The sequence below is a fragment of the Micromonospora sp. NPDC003776 genome, from assembly GCF_053605645.1.
Map to the genome: position 1 here is coordinate 1 of NZ_JBSGJR010000075.1, position 17594 is coordinate 17594.

At 71.9% G+C, this 17594-nt stretch carries 16 protein-coding genes; 11 read left to right on the forward strand and 5 right to left on the reverse strand.

From position 1 onward, the window contains the following. On the reverse strand, positions 1 to 1688 hold a 1688-nt coding region (locus ACWEVO_RS09625; protein ID WP_452307115.1), incomplete at its 3' end, for a wax ester/triacylglycerol synthase domain-containing protein. A gap of 161 nt (positions 1689 to 1849) precedes the next feature. On the opposite strand from ACWEVO_RS09625, the gene ACWEVO_RS09630 reads away from it, so the two are divergent. The 9 genes from ACWEVO_RS09630 to ACWEVO_RS09670 all read left to right on the forward strand — a co-directional run bounded on the left by ACWEVO_RS09630 (position 1850) and on the right by ACWEVO_RS09670 (position 10730). Then, a complete protein-coding gene (locus ACWEVO_RS09630) occupies positions 1850 to 2713 on the forward strand; it encodes a hypothetical protein (RefSeq protein WP_452307116.1) in 864 nt (287 codons plus the stop codon). Between the two features lie 206 nt (positions 2714 to 2919). Next, entirely contained in the window at positions 2920 to 3678 is a 759-nt protein-coding gene (locus ACWEVO_RS09635) for a phosphatase PAP2 family protein (RefSeq protein WP_452307117.1), read from the forward strand. Then, positions 3672 to 4559 (forward strand): DMT family transporter, encoded by an 888-nt coding sequence (locus ACWEVO_RS09640; protein ID WP_452307118.1) that lies wholly within the window; start codon positions 3672 to 3674, stop codon positions 4557 to 4559. The genes ACWEVO_RS09635 and ACWEVO_RS09640 overlap by 7 nt, the downstream gene beginning before the upstream one ends. A gap of 282 nt (positions 4560 to 4841) precedes the next feature. Beyond that, positions 4842 to 5273: a hypothetical protein gene (locus ACWEVO_RS09645; protein ID WP_452307119.1), complete on the forward strand. Its 432-nt coding sequence runs from the start codon at positions 4842 to 4844 to the stop codon at positions 5271 to 5273. Between the two features lie 9 nt (positions 5274 to 5282). Beyond that, on the forward strand, positions 5283 to 5990 hold the full coding sequence (locus tag ACWEVO_RS09650) for a gluconate 2-dehydrogenase subunit 3 family protein (protein ID WP_452307120.1): 708 nt from the start codon (positions 5283 to 5285) through the stop codon (positions 5988 to 5990). A 55-nt stretch (positions 5991 to 6045) separates the two neighbouring features. Further along, complete coding sequence (locus tag ACWEVO_RS09655; RefSeq protein WP_452307121.1) at positions 6046 to 7761, forward strand: GMC family oxidoreductase; 1716 nt, start codon at positions 6046 to 6048, stop codon at positions 7759 to 7761. A gap of 16 nt (positions 7762 to 7777) precedes the next feature. Continuing rightward, entirely contained in the window at positions 7778 to 9268 is a 1491-nt protein-coding gene (locus ACWEVO_RS09660) for a molybdopterin-dependent oxidoreductase (protein ID WP_452307122.1), read from the forward strand. 34 nt (positions 9269 to 9302) lie between these two features. Continuing rightward, a complete protein-coding gene (locus ACWEVO_RS09665; RefSeq protein ID WP_452307123.1) occupies positions 9303 to 10217 on the forward strand; it encodes an aldose 1-epimerase family protein in 915 nt (304 codons plus the stop codon). A gap of 144 nt (positions 10218 to 10361) precedes the next feature. Then, the gene (locus tag ACWEVO_RS09670) at positions 10362 to 10730 is read left to right on the forward strand and encodes a nuclear transport factor 2 family protein (protein WP_452307124.1); all 369 of its coding nucleotides are present in this window, start codon (positions 10362 to 10364) and stop codon (positions 10728 to 10730) included. A 527-nt stretch (positions 10731 to 11257) separates the two neighbouring features. Here ACWEVO_RS09670 and ACWEVO_RS09675 read toward each other — a convergent pair. The 3 genes from ACWEVO_RS09675 to ACWEVO_RS09685 all read right to left on the reverse strand — a co-directional run bounded on the left by ACWEVO_RS09675 (position 11258) and on the right by ACWEVO_RS09685 (position 14237). Continuing rightward, positions 11258 to 11491, reverse strand: coding sequence for a hypothetical protein (locus ACWEVO_RS09675; protein ID WP_452307125.1), 234 nt, complete (start codon positions 11489 to 11491; stop codon positions 11258 to 11260). An 80-nt stretch (positions 11492 to 11571) separates the two neighbouring features. After that, the gene (locus ACWEVO_RS09680) at positions 11572 to 13497 is read right to left on the reverse strand and encodes an FtsX-like permease family protein (protein ID WP_452307126.1); all 1926 of its coding nucleotides are present in this window, start codon (positions 13495 to 13497) and stop codon (positions 11572 to 11574) included. Then, positions 13494 to 14237, reverse strand: a complete 744-nt coding sequence (locus tag ACWEVO_RS09685; protein ID WP_452307127.1) for an ABC transporter ATP-binding protein — start codon at positions 14235 to 14237, stop codon at positions 13494 to 13496. The genes ACWEVO_RS09680 and ACWEVO_RS09685 overlap by 4 nt, the downstream gene beginning before the upstream one ends. Positions 14238 to 14345: 108 nt before the next feature. Here ACWEVO_RS09685 and ACWEVO_RS09690 point away from each other — a divergent pair, with 108 nt between their 5' ends. Both ACWEVO_RS09690 and ACWEVO_RS09695 read left to right on the forward strand, forming a co-directional pair. Further along, the gene (locus tag ACWEVO_RS09690) at positions 14346 to 15596 is read left to right on the forward strand and encodes a sensor histidine kinase (RefSeq protein WP_452307128.1); all 1251 of its coding nucleotides are present in this window, start codon (positions 14346 to 14348) and stop codon (positions 15594 to 15596) included. An 8-nt stretch (positions 15597 to 15604) separates the two neighbouring features. Next, entirely contained in the window at positions 15605 to 16252 is a 648-nt protein-coding gene (locus ACWEVO_RS09695; protein ID WP_452307130.1) for a response regulator, read from the forward strand. Positions 16253 to 16278: 26 nt separating this feature from the next. Here ACWEVO_RS09695 and ACWEVO_RS09700 read toward each other — a convergent pair. Next, positions 16279 to 17594: cation:proton antiporter (locus tag ACWEVO_RS09700; RefSeq protein WP_452307129.1), on the reverse strand; the 1316-nt coding region annotated here is incomplete at its 5' end.

Consider the following 17594-nt stretch of genomic DNA (forward strand, 5'->3'; position numbering starts at 1 on the left):
CGGCCAGCCGCCCCCGACCACTGCCGTACCGCGCCGGCCGGCGGACGCCCGGCCGGCCCCGAGCCCGTCGGCCGGGCTTCGGGCGGGTCGAGCAGCCGTTGCAGGACCCCGACGGCGGACAGGCCGTCGCCGAGACAGTGGTGCAGCTTGACCGCCACCCGCGTGCGGCCGTCGGGCAGGCCGCCGACCAGCAGGATCCGCCACAGCGGCCGGTCGGTGGCCAGCGGCTGCGACCAGAACCGGTCGACTGCGGCCGTACCGTCGTCCCCGGGCGCCACCTGGACCTCGTCGAGGTGGGCGGCCGGGTCGACGTATCGGTCCACCACCCAACCCGGCCGGCGCCACCGGCCCCGGCTGACCAGCCGTCGACGCAGGGTGGTGATCGCCGGTAGCCGCCGGGCCAGCAGCGCGGCGAGGTCCCCGCCGGTCAACGGACGGCCGTCGGGGCGCGGTCCGAGCTCCAGCACCACCCCGATCTGCTGCGCCACCGTGGGCGACTGCACGTACAGAAAGAACGCGTCCTGCGGGCGCAACGGCCAGCTGGCCGGGCGGCGGGCCGGGGCGGGCCGGGCGGGCGGCGCCGCCGCATCGGCGACCGCGGGCAGCCCGAGGTCCGGCAGGGCCGAACGGGCCGGTGCGGTGAGCGGACGGGGTGACTCCCGGCCGACCAGCCGGGACCGGACGCAGGCGACCAGGGCGGCCGGGGTCCGGGCCGTCTCGGCCAGCCCGGCGCAGGCCATCAGGGCCGCGTTGGCCGTGCCGTGCGCGGCGATCGGCCGGTACATGACGATCGGCGTACCGGTGGCCCACGCCTCCAGGGCGGTGGCGCCGCCCGCGTTGGTGACCAGGAGGTCGGCGGCACGCAGCAGGGTGGGCATGTCGTCGACCCACCGGCGGACCAGCAGCCGTCCGGGCGGCGCCGGCAGGCGCGACAGACAGGCGGCGAGCGGTTCGTTGCGTCCGCAGACGGCGACCACCTGCACCGCGTCCCCGATGTCAACCAGCGCGCGGATCGCCTCCTCGACCGCCCCGAAGCCATAGGAACCGCAGGCGACCACCACCCGCCGGCGGTCCGGGTCGAGGCCGCTGCGCCGGGCCGCGTCGGCCGGGTCGTCGGGATGGAAGCGTTCGAGCACCGGTGGCGCGCAGACCGCCAGCGACGCGCCCGGCGCGGCGACCGCCGCCACCGGCACCGCGGCCGGGTGCACGACCAGGCTCAGGTCCAGTTGCGGGTAGACCCACGACGGGTGCGGGGCGAAATCGGAGACCCACGCCCCGACCGGCACACCGAGGCCACGGCGCCGGCGCAGCCAGGCCAGCCCGGCGCTGCCGAGCGGGTACGTGGAGAGGATCAGGTCCGGGTCGAAGCGCTCGATGACCGGGCCGAGCCCGCGACCGGCCCAGACTCCGGTGAACCACTTCGAGGACTCGGCGAACCAGCGGTGCCGCCACAGGGAGGACCAGAAGAACTCGTACAACCAGGGCGTCGACCCGACATTGGCGACGTAGATGCCGCGGAACCCCCGGCCCACCCCCGGCCCCATCACGTCGAGGGTGTCCACCCATCCCACCACGCTGCCCGGCCAGCGCGCGTGGACACGTTCCTCGAGCGCCCGGCCGGTCGCGTCGTGCCCGCCACCGATGTCGGCCGAGACGATCAGCACGCGGCGGGCGACGGGTTCGGGCACCCGCGGATCGGCCCGCTGGCCGGGCCCGTGCGGCCCGGTCACCGGTCGCCCGCCGAATTCGGGTGCCAGCCGGTGCGAGGGTCGCCTCCTGGCGGGTAAGCGCGGACGTTCAGGCCGGCCCCGACCGGGTGGCCCGGCAACGACCACCACGGGGCCCGTACATGTCCTTCGGCTTTCTGCTGGCGATCATGGCTGCGCTGTGCAGCGCCACCGCGGCGATCCTGCAGTCCATCGGCGCGCGCCGGGTGGCGGCCACCGCGCACCTCGACCCGCGACTGCTGTGGCGGCTGCTCCGGTCGGCGCCGTACGCGGCCGGGCTGGCCCTGGACGCGGCATCCTCCGGATTCACCTACACCGCGTTGCGTACGGTGCCGATCTTCGTGGTCCAGTCGCTCGGCGCGGCGAACCTCACCCTGGTGGCTCTGGTCGCCATGCTCGTGCTGAAGGTGCGGCTGACCGTCCTCGACTGGGTGGCGATCGGCGGGGTGGTGATCGGGCTGCTGCTGTTGCTGACCTCGGCCCGGGCCGGTCCACCCGCGCAGGCGACCGGCTGGGCGGGTTGGTGGCTGCTCGCGGCGGTCCTGGCGTTGCTGGCGGGGGCGTACCTCGGCAGCGCGCGGATGCGCGGTCCGGCGTTGCCGGGGCTGCTGGCCGGGTTGTCCTTCGGCTCGGCGGCCGTCGGCGCCCGGCTGCTCGGCCGGGCCAGCAGCCCGAGCATGATCCTGGGCAGCCCGGCCAGCTACGCGGTGCTGCTCGCCGGGCTGAGCGGTCTGCTGCTCTACGCGACCGGGTTGCAGCGGGGCTCGGTCACGGTCGTCTCGGCCTCGTCCATCGTCGGGCAGACCCTGCTGCCCTCGGTGGTCGGCTGGCTGGCGCTCGGCGACCAGGTGCGCCCCGGCGCCCAACCGCTCGCCGTGCTGGGCTTCGTGCTCGCGGTCAGCGGCGCGATCGCCCTCGCGCGGCACGCCCACCCGCACAGCGATCCGACGGGCGCCGCGGGCGACGATCGGCGGGGGGGCCGGTGAGCCGGTCGCAGTCGCTGCCATTCGTGTGCCCCCTGAGCGCCGGGCAATTGATCTCTTCACGTGAATGGCAGCCTATCGAACCTTTTCCCCCTTATTGTCAGAAAGCAGATTACCTAGGCGGTTGTTTGCGGTCCGTCCCTCGGGTGTGGGATTGCCGACCGACGGCCGCCAAGTTCCCGGTGACCAGGACGGGTGTGGGAGGGACGATGGCCGCCGGAGCGTCGCCGGAGGACGGCGACCCGACGCGGCCGCTGGGGCGACCGGCCCTGGCCGTGGTGCCGGCCGGCTGGTTGTTCGACGGGCTGTTGGTCGCCGGGCTGGCCGGCCTCACCGCCGCGCTGGTGTGGTGGCCGCCGCTGCTGCGGCTGGACATCGCCGTGCGGGACTGGTGCGATCGGCATCGGCCCGGGCCGGTGAACGCGCTGATGGTGGTCCTCGACCACCTCGGTCAGGGCGGTCCCCTGACCACCGTGACCGTGCTGGTGTCCTTCTGGCTCGCCTGGCGGTACCGGACGGTACGGCCGATCATCCCCGCGGGCCTGGCCCCGATCGTGAGCACCCTGTTGATCGTCGGGCTGAAACGGTGGACCTCGCGGGGAGCCCCGCACCACGGCTCGGTCGAACTGTTCAGCGGCGGATGGGAGGAGTACTACCCCTCCGGACACGTGAGCAACGCCATCGTCTACTACGGGGTGCTGGCGATGCTGCTCGCGCCCTACCTGCCGGTCGCCGCCCGTCGCGTGCTGCAGTGGGCACCCGGCGTGCTGACCTTCATCGGCACCACCTACCTCGGCTACCACTGGCTCACCGACAGCGTCGGCGGATATCTGCTGGGACTGCTGATCGTCCGGCTGCTGTTGCGCGTGCCTTGGCGGACCATGCCGCTGCCGCGCCGCCTCGATCGGCCGACCAGCGGACATCAGCACGGCCCCCACCGGCCGCCGTGGAAGGGGAGCCGGTGCTGATCGCGCAGCTGCTGGCCGGGACGCTGCTCGCCCTCGGCGCCGCCGCGGCGTACGGAGCCTCCTCGGTGCTGCAGTTCCGGGCCTCCCGGCGGACCCCCGAGGAACCGGCCGGGCGGCCCACCCTGCTGCTCCGGCTGATCCGGCAGCGTGGCTGGCGCTGGTCGGTCGTGCTCGCCGCCGCGGCGTTCGGCCTGCAGATCGCCGCGCTCAGCCTGATCCCGCTGGTCCTGGTCCAGCCCCTGCTGGTCACCGGCCTCCTCTGGTACGTGCTGCTGTACGTGCTCGTCCAGCGGGTCCGCTGGGACATCCCGATCGTGCTGGAGTCGCTGCTCTGCCTGCTCGGCCTCTCCGCCTTCCTGGTCATCGCGAACCCGTCCGCCGGACACGGCAGAAACCTTGAATCGCTCTGGGCGGCGCTCCTGCTGGCGGCCGCGCTCGTCGGCTCGTTGGCGCTGTGCCTGACCACGGCCGTCAAGCTGAGCCGGTCCTGGCGTCCGCTGCCGCTGGCGCTGGCCGCCGGCATCTGCTACGGGGTGACCGCCGGACTGGTCAGCAGCGTCGCCTTCCACTTCCACGGCAACCCGATCGGTGTGCTCGGGCTTTGGCAGACGTACGCGATCGCCGTGCTCGGCCCGTTCGGGGTGCTGTTGAGCCAGAACGCCTACCAGGCCGGCCCGATGGGGGCGCCCGCCCTGGCCATGATCACCGTCGTCGATCCCCTGGTGTCGATCGGCGTCGGCCTGCTCTGGCTCGGCGAGGAGGTCCGAACCGGGCCGTGGGCGCTGATCGGTGAGGCGCTGGCCCTGGCCGTCCTGGCCGGCGGGGTCTTCCTGCTCGCCCGGCGGGCGCCCCACGTCGACGAGAAGCCTGCCCAGCGCTGAACCCGGATGGGGGTGGGCGGCTGACTCCGCCGGCTGCCCGCCACCGGCGCCCGTACCACCCGATCCGCCGCCGCCCTCCTCGCCGCCTCGCTACGATGAGCGCAGCATCCCTCGCGCACGGTGACCGCACTGCTGTGCGGCACATCGATGGCAAGGGTCGGAGGCGGCGCCATGGGCAGGTTCTCCACCGGCCGGCGGCGGCGACGCACCGGTTGGGCCAGCATCACGTCCGGCCGCGGCCGGGGCCGTGGTGGCCGGGGAGGACACGGGCGGGTAGCCGGTGTGGAACACCTCATCGACCGGGCGCTCCGCGACATCGAGCACGGCCGGTTCGAGCGCTCCCTGTCGGGGCTGACCGCGGTGTCCGCGGCGCTCACCACCGCCGAGATCTACGTCGAGCACTACAAGGCCAGCTTCGGCAACAAGTGGATGTGGAGCCCGATCGTCCTCACCCCGCCCCTGGTCGCGGCCGGGATCGCCGGCACCTTCTCCAAGCGCTGGGCCAAGACCGCCCTGCCGGTCACCGCCGGCCTCTACGCCCTCAACGGACTGCTCGGTGAGTACTTCCACGCGCGGGGGGTGCACCGCAAGCCCGGCGGGTGGCGGATCGCCTCGTACAACGTGCCGATGGGACCACCGATCGCCGCCCCGGGGCTGATGACCATCGTCGGCGGGATGGGGCTGCTCGCGGCCGTGCTGCGCCGGGAAGAGTAGGAGCCGGTCATGTACCACTCCACGCCAGAGCACCTGCCCAAACGGCGCCCGGGAGGCGTGCCGCCGGACCCGGACCTGCTGCCCCGGCAGGAACGCGGCATCACCCCCCAGATGATCGGCCGCTACCCCCGCTACGACGTCTTCGACGCCATCGACACGTGGGACGACGCCACCCGGAAGGTGATCGAGCGCCGGATGCGACTGGCCGGCCGTCCCATGCGCTTCTTCACCGACAGTGAGGTGCCCACCCTGCGCGCCTTCTGCGACACCTGCCTGGCGCAGGACCGCGAGCCGCGGGTACCGGTGGCGGAATTCGTCGATGACAAGCTCGCCGACGGCAAGCTGGACGGCTTCCAGTACGCCGACATGCCCGACGACCGGGACACCTGGCGCCTGGTGCTGCGCGGCCTGGACGAGGCGGCCCGGGACCGGTGCGGCGAGGCCACCTTCGCCGACGCCGATCAGGACACCCGCGACGGCATCGTCGGCGACCTGTCGAAGGGGAAGCTCTCCGGCGGGGCGTGGGGGCAGCTCAACGTCAGCCGGGCCTGGGCGGTGTGCATGCGCTCGGTCCTGGCCGGCTTCTATTCCCACCCCTGGGCCTGGAACGAGATCGGCTTCGGCGGTCCGGCGTACCCGCGGGGGTTCATGCGGATGAGCCAGATCAGCACGCTGGAGCCGTTCGAGAAACCCGGGGCCATCGAGGGCCCACCGTGACCGGGCGGTCCGCTTCTTCCGCAGCCCCCGAACACCCGGCCGGACACAGAGGTGGATGAGCGTGCGAGATCTGCTGCGTACGATGTTGAAGGGCTCGGTCGGGCCGGAGGACAACGACTCGCGCTACCTGCTCGACGTCCACTCGCGACAGCTTCCCGGCGAAGCGACCATGTGCCGGTACGGCGACAACGACGAGGTGGACCTGGTGGTCGTCGGCGCCGGCGCCGGCGGTTCCGTGCTCGCCCAGCGGCTGGCCCGCGCCGGCTGGCGGGTCGTGATCATCGAGGTGGGGCCGTTCTGGCACCCGGACGAGGACTGGGTGTCCGACGAGGCCGGCTCCCACCACCTGTACTGGACGCAGAAGCGGATCATCGGCGGCGACGACCCGATCGAGTTGGGCAAGAACAACTCCGGGCGCGGGGTCGGTGGATCCATGATCCACTACGCCGGTTACACACCCCGGTTCCACCCGTCCGACCTGGAGACCTTCAGCCGAGACGGGGTCGGCGCGGACTGGCCGATCCGGTACGAGGACATCCGCCGCCACTACGAGCGGGTCGAGCGGGAGCTTCCCGTGGCCGGGCAGGACTGGCCCTGGGGCCACCCGCACACCTACCCGCACTCCCCCCACCCGATCTCCCTGGCGGCGGCGAAGCTGTGGGACGGCGCCCGCAAGTGCGGTATCGAGATGCGGGTCGGACCGGTCGGCATCGTCAACGGCACCTTCGGCAACCGGCCGCACTGCATCTACCGCGGTTACTGCCTGCAGGGCTGCAAGGTCAACGCCAAGGCGAGCCCGTACGTCACCCACCTGCCCGACGCGCTCGCCCACGGCGTCGAGGTGCGGGCCAACTGCATGGCCGCCCGGATCGAACTCGACGAGACCGGCCGAGCCCGCGGGGTCACCTACCTGCGCGCGGGCGAGCGCGCCGAACGCTGCCAGCAGGCCCGGTTCGTGGCGGTGGCCGGCTATTCCATCGAGACCCCGCGCCTGCTGTTCAACTCCGCCAACGCCCGGTTCCCGAACGGGCTGTGCAACAACGAAGACCTGGTCGGCCGGTACGTCATGGTGCAGGGCGCCGCGCAGACCGCCGGCCGCTGGCCGGAGGAGCTGCGCAGTTACAAGGCGCCGCCGCCGGAGGTCTCCTCGGAGCAGTTCTACGAGACCGACCCCGGCCGCGGATTCGCCCGCGGATTCTCCATCCAGACCGTCTCCCCGATGCCGATCGGCTGGGCCGAGCACGTGCTCGCCGACGGGCACTGGGGGCGGGCGCTGCGCACGTACATGCGCGACTACAACCACTGGGCCGTCGTCGGCGTCCTCAACGAACTGCTTCCCCATTCCTACAACCGGGTCACGCTGGCGGACGAGACCGACGAGTACGGCCTGCCGGTAGCCCGCATGGACTACACGCTGGGCGAGAACGACAAGAAGAACATGGCCTACTCCACCAAGGTGATCACCGACCTGCTGCACGCCGCAGACGCCCAGGACGTGCTCACCATCCAGCGCTTCGCCCACCTCATCGGCGGCGCCCGGATGGGCTCCTCACCAGAGACGTCGGTGGTCGACGCCAACCAGCGCGCCTGGGCCGTGCCCAATCTCTTCATCTCCGACGGCTCGGTCTGCCCCACCCAGGGCGCGGCTAATCCGGCGCTGACCATCATGGCGCTCGCCTCCCGGCTCGCCGAACGGATGATCAGCGGCGCGGCGATGGACGACGACCCAGCGGCCCGCGCCGGCACGCCCGCCCGGCAGCCGGTCGGGTGACGGGCGGAGGCGGGGTGTGCCGGAGTTCTTCCCGATCTGGGTGATCATCACCCACTTCCTCAACATCTTCTTCCTGCTGCTGCTGGCCCGTTCCGGGATCGAGGTGCTCGCGGCCCACCCCAAGCTCTACTGGAGCGACGACTGCCCGCCGGGCCGGGCGTGGGCGTGCTTCTCCAAGAAGAGGTACAGCTCGCAGTCACCTCGGCTGTGGACCTCGCACGACGAGGAGGAGTCCTGGTCTCCGGTGATCGCCCTGCCGGGCCGGCGCAACCTCGGCCTGGGTCGGCACTGGCACTTCATGACCGTCCAGTTCTGGGTGCTCACCGGCGCGGTCTACCTCGCCCTCGTCTTCGCCACCGGCTACTGGCGCTACCTGGTGCCGACCAACTGGTCGGTCATCCCGGAGGCCGGCCGAGCCATCGGCACGTACCTGCACCTCGAACTGGCTCCGCCGCTGCCGGACGAGCCGTTCAACGCCGCGCAGAAGCTCAGCTACTTCGCGGTCATCTTCCTGCTGGCGCCGCTCCAGATCCTCACCGGCGCGGCGATGTCCCCGTCGGTCATCGCCCGCTTCCCCGGCTACACCAGGCTCTTCGGCGGTCGGCAGGCGGCCCGCAGCCTGCACTTCCTGGGACTGGTCGCGTTCGCCGCCTTCACCGTCGCACACACCGCCCTGGTGATCATCCACGGACTGCCGCGCGAGTTCGCGGCGATGGTGCTCGGCGGCTACGACGCCGACCGGCGGGTGGCGTTGGCGGTCGGCCTGCTCGGCCTCGCCCTCATCGTCGCCTTCCACGTCGTGATCACCGCGTTCTCGCTGCGCTACCGGCGGCGTACCCAGCACCTGCTCGGCATCGTGGTCAACCCGTTCGAACGCGCCATCTCCCGCAGCGTCACCTCCCGGCAGCGCTACTCCCGCCAGGACATCTCCCCGTACCACCGGGTCAACGGCTACCCGCCAGTGAGTGAGGAGTACCGGCGGCTCAGTGACAGCGACTTCCGCGACTACCGGCTGCACATCAGCGGGCTGGTCGAACATCCGGTGTCGCTGAGCCTGGCCGACCTGCGTGCGCTCGGCATGCGACGCCAGATCACCAAGCACAACTGCATCCAGGGCTGGACGGCGGTGGCCGAGTGGGCGGGGGTCCCGCTGCCCGACGTGCTCGCGCTGGTCAAACCACTGCCGTCGGCACGGCATCTGGCCGTCCACGCCTTCGACGACAAGGCCGAGACCGAGGGCGAGGGACACCAGGGCCACTACTACGAGTCGATCCCCCTGTTCCTCGCGGCGCAGCCGCAGGCCCTGCTCGCGCTGGAGATGAACGGCGCCCCCCTGCCGATCGAGCACGGTGCCCCGGTGCGGCTCCGGCTCGAAACCCAACTCGGCTTCAAGATGGTCAAATGGGTCAGAGCCATCGAGCTCACCGCCGACTATGCCGACGTGGGTCAGGGCCAGGGCGGCTGGCGCGAAGACAACCAGTACTACGCCAACGAAGCGGGTATCTGAGCACAGCACCGCCGCCAGCCGGAGAGGAGATGCCATGGCCCTGCCACCGTCCGGGGAACAGTTCGTCATCACCGCGGGCGCACACCGCGCCACGATCGTCGAGGTCGGCGGCGGGATTCGCGAGTACGCCGTGGGCGACCGGGACGTGCTCGACCCGTACCCGGTCGATGCGATGTGCGACGGGGCGCACGGCACGCCGCTCATCCCCTGGCCCAACCGGCTCGCCGACGGGCGCTACACCTTCGAGGGCGTCGACTACCAGGTGGCGCTGACCGAGCCCGAGAAGCAGAACGCCATCCACGGCTTCCTGCGCTGGCGTAACTGGCAGGCGGTGCAGCGGGAGCCGGACCGGGTGGTGATGGCCTGCCGGCTGCAGCCCCACCCCGGGTATCCGTTCACCCTGGACGTCCGGGTGACGTACGAGCTGAGCGAGGCGGGACTGGTCGTACGCACCACCGCCACCAACATCGGTGACCGGCCCTGCCCGTACGGCAGCGGGCAGCACCCGTACCTCTCGCGCGGCACCGGGCCGATCGACGACTGCCTGCTCCGGATCGCCGCCGACACCTGGATCGACACCGCCAACGAGCGGCAGCTCCCGGCGGGCCGCAAGCCGACGCGGGGCACTCCGCTGGACTTCGCGGCCGGGCGGCGCCTGGGCGAGCAGCGGCTCGACTTCCCCTTCACAGACCTGGAGCGCGACGCCGACGGCCGGGCCTGGGTGTCGCTCACCGGCACCGACGGGGGCTGCGTCGAACTCTGGGTCGACGACGCGTACCCGATCATCGAGCTGTACACCGGTGACACGCTGCCACCGGGGCGGCGCCGGCGCGGCCTGGGCACCGAGCCGATGACCTGCCCACCGAACGCGCTGCAGTCCGGCGAGCAGCTGATCCGGCTCGCACCGGGCGCCTCGACCACCGCCACCTGGGGTGTCCGTCTGCGCTGACCCGCTGCGGCGGAGCGAGACCCACGACCGGTCGGGCCTCGACCTGCTCGGGCGTTCAGAAGTACCTAAGCGATACAGATTCCCGGGCCTTCCCGTTTCCCTAATTTGGTGGTCACCAGGGAGCACGACCACAAGGAGCGAGAAATGAGCGACACGAACGAGATCGTCCAGCGGTACCTCGACGCGTGGAACGAGACCGATGCCACCGCCCGGCAGGCCATTCTGGCGGAGGTCTTCGCCGAGGACGGGACGTACCTCGACCCGCTGGCCTCCGTTCAGGGCCGGGACGGGCTGGACGCCACCATCGCGGCCGTTCAGGGGCAGTTCGGCGGGTTGGTCTTCAGCCTGGGCGGCCCGGTGGACGCACACCACGACATCGCGCGGTTCACCTGGCACCTGGGGCCCGAGGGCGGCGAGCCGATCGTCGTCGGCTTCGACGTGGTCGTGCTCGGTGACCACGGTCGGATCACCCGCGTGCTCGGCTTCCTCGACAAGGTGCCGGCCGGAGTCTGACATCACGGGGGCGGGCCGGTCAGCCGGTCCGCCCCCGCATCGTCCTTCAGTACAGCGCGGCGGTGACGTCGCCGCCGCCGTTCGGGCTGATCGAACCTGCTGAGCCGGCTGGCTCGCCGGCGGCCCTGATGTGCGCGTGAGACCCACTCGCGTGGGACGGCACTCCTCACCGCAGTACGGAACGCTCCGAGTCCGCCATGGACGCTGCCGGGCGACCGCTCGCGCCGGTCATGGTGGTGCTCAGCGCAGGCGTTCCTCCGCTGCCGGCGAAAGAACCAGCGCCGGGAGCGGGAAGGCCGCCCATCGCCTCGTCAGCTCGGGCGCGGCGCCGGCTCGCCCGCACGACGGCCGCCCCGGCCGCCGCCGCTGTCAGGACCATCGCCGCTGCCTGCAGCAGCGAGCGTCGGCGGCTTCCTCTACGTCTCATTCGGCTCTCCTCGCGTCTCACCTTCGCCCACATCCTGCAAGCAGGAACGAGACGAGGAGTGGCATTGGCGATGTCGACACCCGTTCGTGCGCACGACCGCTCAGCGCGGCCTGCCCCGCCGGCGGCGGGCCAGCCACAGCACCAGCAGCAGGATCACGACGATCACCACCAGGCAGCACACCAGGTTCGCCCCGCCTCGCGGCCTGCGCGCGGCCTCCACCGCCCGCTCGCCCGTCCCGGTGGACGCCCATGCCGCTACCGGTACGAACACCGAGAGCATCGACGCACCAAGGATCGCGGCGAGCGGGCCCCACCACCTGTTCCATGCAGACATGCCCTCATCGTCGTCGAGAAGACCACGAGAAGATGCCAGATTGGCGTTCGGACCGCGTGCGCCGCTGTGGCTCGCGCTGGTCATGAGGTGGGCCGGCTGCGGCGGCCCGCTGCACCTGCGGTGGCCGCTGCCACGGCGAGGCCGACGCAGGCCGAGACGATCGCGAGCAGTGGGAGCCATGGAATGGTCATCCCGACAGGTGTTCCTGTGCCGGCGAGGTCGGCGGTGACCGCTCGCCGGACGAGCCAGCCGAGGAATGTGGTGGTGAGTCCGCCGAGGACCAGACCGGCGCCGGTGATGAGGGCGGCTTGCCAGAGCGCGGTGCGGCGCAACTGGTCGCGGGTCGCGCCGAGCAGGCCGAGTGCGCGGTGCTGCCGGCGTCGTTGGGTGGCGCCGATGAGGGTGGCGTTGACGACGGCGATGGCGGCGTAGAACCCGGCGGGGCCGAGCAGGATGGTGAGGCCGAGGTTGTTGCTGTGCCGGACCTGGTCGGTGACGTCGGTGATCCATTCCTCGGCCGTCAGCACCTGGCTGTCGGTGCCGGCCAGGGCCTGGCGGAGAGCCGCCGGTGCCGCGCGGCGGTCGGCACCTGGTTGGAGGACGACGAACAGTTCGCCGGTGGGCGCGTCGTTGAGGTGGTCGGCGACGAGGTCGGCGGGAAGGAGAATCTCGCCGTAGAGGTCGGGAGCGGCCGGCACGACGGCGACGATCCTCAGGTCGACCGGCCGGCCGTCGATCGTGACCTCGAGGTGGCCGCCGAGTCCGGTGCCACTGTCGATCACCTGGGTCTCGGAGACGGCGGCGGTGGCCCCGTGGAGATCGCCGAGACTGCCCTTCGTGGCGTGCAGGCCGCGAGCCGCAGCCGCGGCGGTGGGGTCGACCGCGTCGACCTCCAGACGTTCGTTGCCCGCCTCGCCGAAGGACACGGTGAGGCGGCGGCGGGCGTCGACCAGCTTCACGGCCGGATCCTCCGTCAACCTGGTCGCGGTCTCCGCCTCGTGCCCGGCGCCGGGGCGGACGACCAGGGGTGCGGTCAGTTGGGCGCGGTCCTGGGCCGACGTCCAGTCCGCGGTGAAGCTCAGCGCGAGCAGCATCGAGCCGGCCACGGCCGAGATCGCGATGACGGGCGCGGCGATCGAGGTGGTGGTGCGTACGCCGGCGCGCAGTTCGTCTCGGGCCAGCCGGGCGGCGACGTCGCGGTTGGCGAAGGGGTGGGCCAGGAGCGCGGCGAGTCGGGGAACGAGCAGGGCGCCGAAGCACATGATCCCGATGACGATGACCTCCGGCAGCAGGATGGCGGTCACCAGCGCGAAGAGCGGCTCCACGTGCGGGGCCAGGACGGTCACGGCGACCACGGCGGCGAGGCAGAGGGTGCCGACGACCAGTTGCAGGAGGCTGGGCCGGGCCCGTTCGATGGCTGCCTCGCGCAGCGCCGCGGAGGGTGGGACCTTGGCGGCCCGGCGGGAGGAGCGCCAGGCTCCCAGCATCGCCACGACGATGCCGCTGGGGGCGGCGACCGCCCAGGACAGCCACGCCGAAGGGGCGACCAGCTGCAGGTCGGTGAGGCCGATCCGGCGGATCAGGTCGAGAACGGGCGCCGCCAGCGGTGTCGCGACGAGGCATCCGACGATGACCGCAGCGGCGGCGACGACGACCGACTCGCCGAGGACGAGGCGGCGTACCTGACGCCCGGTGGCGCCGATGAGTCTCAGGAGTCCCAGTTCGCGGCGGCGGGTGGCGACGACGAATCCGAACGTGCTGCCGACGACGAAGATCGCCATGAACAGCGAGATCGCCGACATGATGCCGAACATCGAGGTCAGGTCGTCGAGTTGCTGCCGGTGCTCCTGGGTCACCGCGCTGCCGAGATCGGTGAGGGTGGCGTCGACCGAGCCGATCAGGTTGACCGTGGTGGCGATCAGGACGACGCCGCTCGCCAGGGCGACGAAGGCGCCGAGGTAGGCCGGCCACGAGGTGCGGACGGTCTGGCGGGAGAGCCGGTTCATCGCTGCTCCAGCTCGTTCATGCACTGGGCGATGGCGGCGGCGTCGGCGCGCTGGAGTCTGCCGACGATCTGTCCGTCGGCGAGGAAGAGGGTCTCGTCGGCGTAGGAGGCGGCGAGCGGATCGTGAGTCACCATCACGACGGTCTGTCCGCCGTCGGCCAGGGTGCGGAGCAGCGCGAGGACCTCGCGTCCGGTGTGGCGATCGAGCGCGCCGGTGGGTTCGTCGGCGAAGATCACGTGGGGCTTGCCGTGGAGAGCCCGAGCAATCGCGACCCGTTGCTGCTGGCCGCCGGAGAGCTCGGGTGGCCGGCGCGTCGCCAGATCCCGCAGCCCGACGCGCTCCAGTGCGTCGGTCACCGCCGCCCCGTCGACCGGCAGTCCCGCCAGCCTGGCCGGCAGGGCGACGTTGTCGAAGGCCGTCAGGGCATCGAGCAGGTTGTAGGACTGGAAGATGAACGCCATCGAGGTCCGCCGGAACTTTGTCAGGGCCGTCTCGCTGAGGCCGTCCAGAGCCGTGCCGCCGATCGTCACCCGCCCGTGGTTGGGCCGGTCGAGTCCGGCCGCGAGTTGGAGCAGCGTGGACTTCCCGGAACCAGAGGGGCCCATGATCGCGGTGAAGCTACCGCCGGCGAAGGCGTGGGTGATGCCACGCAGCGCGTGAACGTCGCCCGCGCGGGAGCGGTACGTGCGGGTCACGCTCTCCAGCGCGACAGCGGGTGCCGTCAGTGTCTGCGTCGTCATGCGTCCAGTCCAGCCGGACCGCGGGTCCCGCGCACTGGCCCAGGCGCGACATGTAAGGTGGCGCTGGCGCTACCGTCAACGGCACTCGCAGCTCCTAGGCTTGGCGACGTGAGCTCCGACGCCTGGTCCGCCGTACGCGGTAAGCCGTGGCGTTTCCTGGTCTCGGCCTGGCCGTGGCGGTCACTCGCCTACCTCCTCTCGAGCGTCCCGCTCGGGATCGGCGTACTGCTGGTGCTCGTGGCCGTGATCGGTCTCGGGTTGCTGACCGCCGTGATCGTGGCGGGACTCCTGTTGCTGGCCAGCGTCCCGCTGGTGACCACCGTCATCGCCGAGATCGAGCGGGCCCGACTGCGGCTCGTGCTTCCGCAGGCGTCTCGTGGCCCGTACCCGAGGCTGCGGGAACGGCTGCGCACCTGGCGCACCCTGCCGGTCTCGTGGTCCGAGATCGGCTACGCCGTCCTCCTCGCGGCGGTCGGGTGGCTCGTCGACGCCGTCGTGCTGACGCTGGCGATCACCACCCCGATCGTGCTGATCCTCGCGCCCGTCCTGGTCCGTTACGACGCGGTGGAGGTGCTGGGTTGGCGGATCGACTCGGCCGCCGAGGCGTGGCCCGCCGTGGTGGTCGGGGTCCTGGCCCTCGCCGTCGCCGCGTATCTGGTGACCGTGCTCGCCAGCGCCCAGGCCGCCCTCACCCGACTCCTGCTCGATCCGCCCGAGGCGCGGCTGGTCGCTGCGGTCGCCGACCTACGCCGCTCCCGCGCCGGACTCGTCGACGCCTTCGAGGCGGAGCGCCGCCGGGTCGAGCGCGACCTGCACGACGGCGCGCAGCAACGCCTCGTCGCGCTCACCATGACGCTCGGGCAGGCCGAACTCGAACTGGACCACGGCCCCGGACTCGACCTGGTCACCAGAGCCCATACGCTCGCCGAGGAGGCCTTGGAGGACCTGCGGGCCACCGTACGTGGCATCCATCCCCGGGTGCTCACCGACCACGGACTTGCCGCCGCGATCCACGAGCTGGCCGACCGCTCCCCGGTCCCGGTCGACACCGACCTCCACGTGGCGGGGCGTCTCCCCGCACGGGTAGAGACGGCGGCGTACTTCCTCGTCAGCGAGGCCTTGACCAACGTCGCCCGCCACTCCGGCGCCCGTGCGGCCCAGGTGCACGCCTGGGTGGCCGGCAACACCCTGACCATGACCGTCGTCGACGACGGCCACGGTGGCGCCGACCCCGCCCGCGGGACCGGGCTCGCCGGACTCGCCGCCCGCATCGACGCCATCGACGGCACCCTCGACGTCACCAGCCCGCCCGGAGGCCCGACCCACGTGAGAATGACATGCCCGATCAGCGGAAACTGAGCAGGCCACTGCGGATTGTGATCGCCGAGGATGCGGCGCTCCTGCGGGAGGGGCTCGCCGGGATTCTGGAGAAGGCCGGCCACCGGGTCGTCGCCGCGGTCGCGGACGCCGACGCACTGCTCGTCTACACCGCCAACGAACAGCCCGACCTCGTCCTCACCGACATCCGCATGCCACCGACCCACACCGATGAGGGACTCCGCGCCGCCGTCGCCATCCGCGCCCGGTATCCCGACATCGCGATCGTCCTCCTGTCTGCCTACATCGCGGAGGCGTACGTCGCCGATCTGCTCGAGTCGACCACGGGCGGCGGGATCGGTTACCTCCTGAAGGACCGGGTCAGCCACGTCCGCGACTTTCTCGACAACCTCGATCGGGTGACCGCAGGCGGCACGGTCGTCGACCCCGACGTCGTTCGCCACCTGCTCGCCCGACGTCGCAACCACGGTCCGCTGGCCGCGCTCACCTCACGCGAGCGGGAGGTCCTCGCGCTGATGGCCGAGGGTTACACCAACCCGACCATCGCCGAGCACCTCGTCGTCAGCGAGGCGGCGGTCCGCAAGCACGTCGGCAACATCTTCGCCAAGCTCGATCTCGACCCCGATTCCGACCGCCGGGTCTCGGCCGTGCTCGCCTACCTGCGAGGCGCGTCCTGAGCGTCGGCGCGAGCGGGCGCGAACTCCTACGACATCCGGGCGGGCAGTCGTAGCTCCTCGTGATCCAGTTCGCGCTCAAGGACCCGCAGCCCTTCATCCGGCAGCTGGCCCGCGTCGCGCCACCGCAACAGCTCCTCGCGCTGGGCATCGATCACGCTCCGGCGGATCCGCAACGCCGCCTCGTACTGCGGTGAAACCGGCGCCCGGGACGAGTCGGCGGCCAGGAGATGGTCGAGGCGGCCGCGGTAGCGGGTCAACTGAGCGTGCAGCTGCGCACGCATCGACTCGACGGCCTTGATGTTCTCCGGTTCCTCGGCGGCGATCTCCGAGAGCCGGGCCAGGGCGGCCTCGACGGATGCCGATCGTGCTTCGTTGCGGACGCGGGCCTGGTCCGTCTCGTCGGCGCGCAGGCCCAACGCCCGCACCAGCGGCGCGAACGTGAGCCCCTGACCGACCAGCGTGACGAGCACGACGACGAAGGCGCAGAACAACAGCAGATCCCGGTCCGGGAAGGGTGCTCCGCTGTCGGTCACCAGCGGCAGGGTGAAGATCGCGGCGAGCGTGATGACCCCGCGGGTGCCGGACCAGCTGAGCGCGACCACCTCGCGCCCGGTCAACCGCCGGGCGTTGCGCGCCTCCCGAGCGACCCGGCGCGCGGAGTCGGGAGCGTCGTCGTCGTACTCGGCGGCGCCACCGAGGCGGGTGTGCATCCAACGAGGTAGCAACTGGTTCAAGACCAGCCACAACGGGCGTAGGAGCAGCACCACGCCGACCGAGACCGCCACCGCGATGATGATCGTGGAGGTGTGGTACTGCTGCAGTCCACGCACGACGTTGGGCAACTGCTGGCCGATCAGGAGGAAGACGAAACCCTCGAGGAGGAAGTCGACCAGCCGCCACACCGCGCTCGTCTGGAGGCGGCTGGCGCCGGAGGCGAGCCGGGGCGTGTTGTGCCCGACGATCAGCCCGGCGACCACCACCGCGAGGACTCCCGAGACGTGCAACTCCTCGCCGAGCAGGAAGGCCACGAACGGGGTGGCGAGCGAGATCGCGTTGGACAGCAACGGATCCCTGGTCAATGGCCGCGCCAGCCGGACACCCCAGGCGATCACGGCGCCCACCACGAGCCCGCCGGCCGCCGCGAGCAGAAACTGTCCGGCGGCCGCGGGGAAGGAGAAGGTGCCACTGACGGCCGCGGTCACCGCCACGCTGAGGATCGTCAACGCGGTGGCGTCGTTGAGCAGCCCCTCACCTTGAATGATGGTGACCAGCTTCGGTGGCAGATTCACCCGCCGGCCCACCGCGAGGGCCGCCACCGGGTCGGGCGGCGCGACGGCCGCGC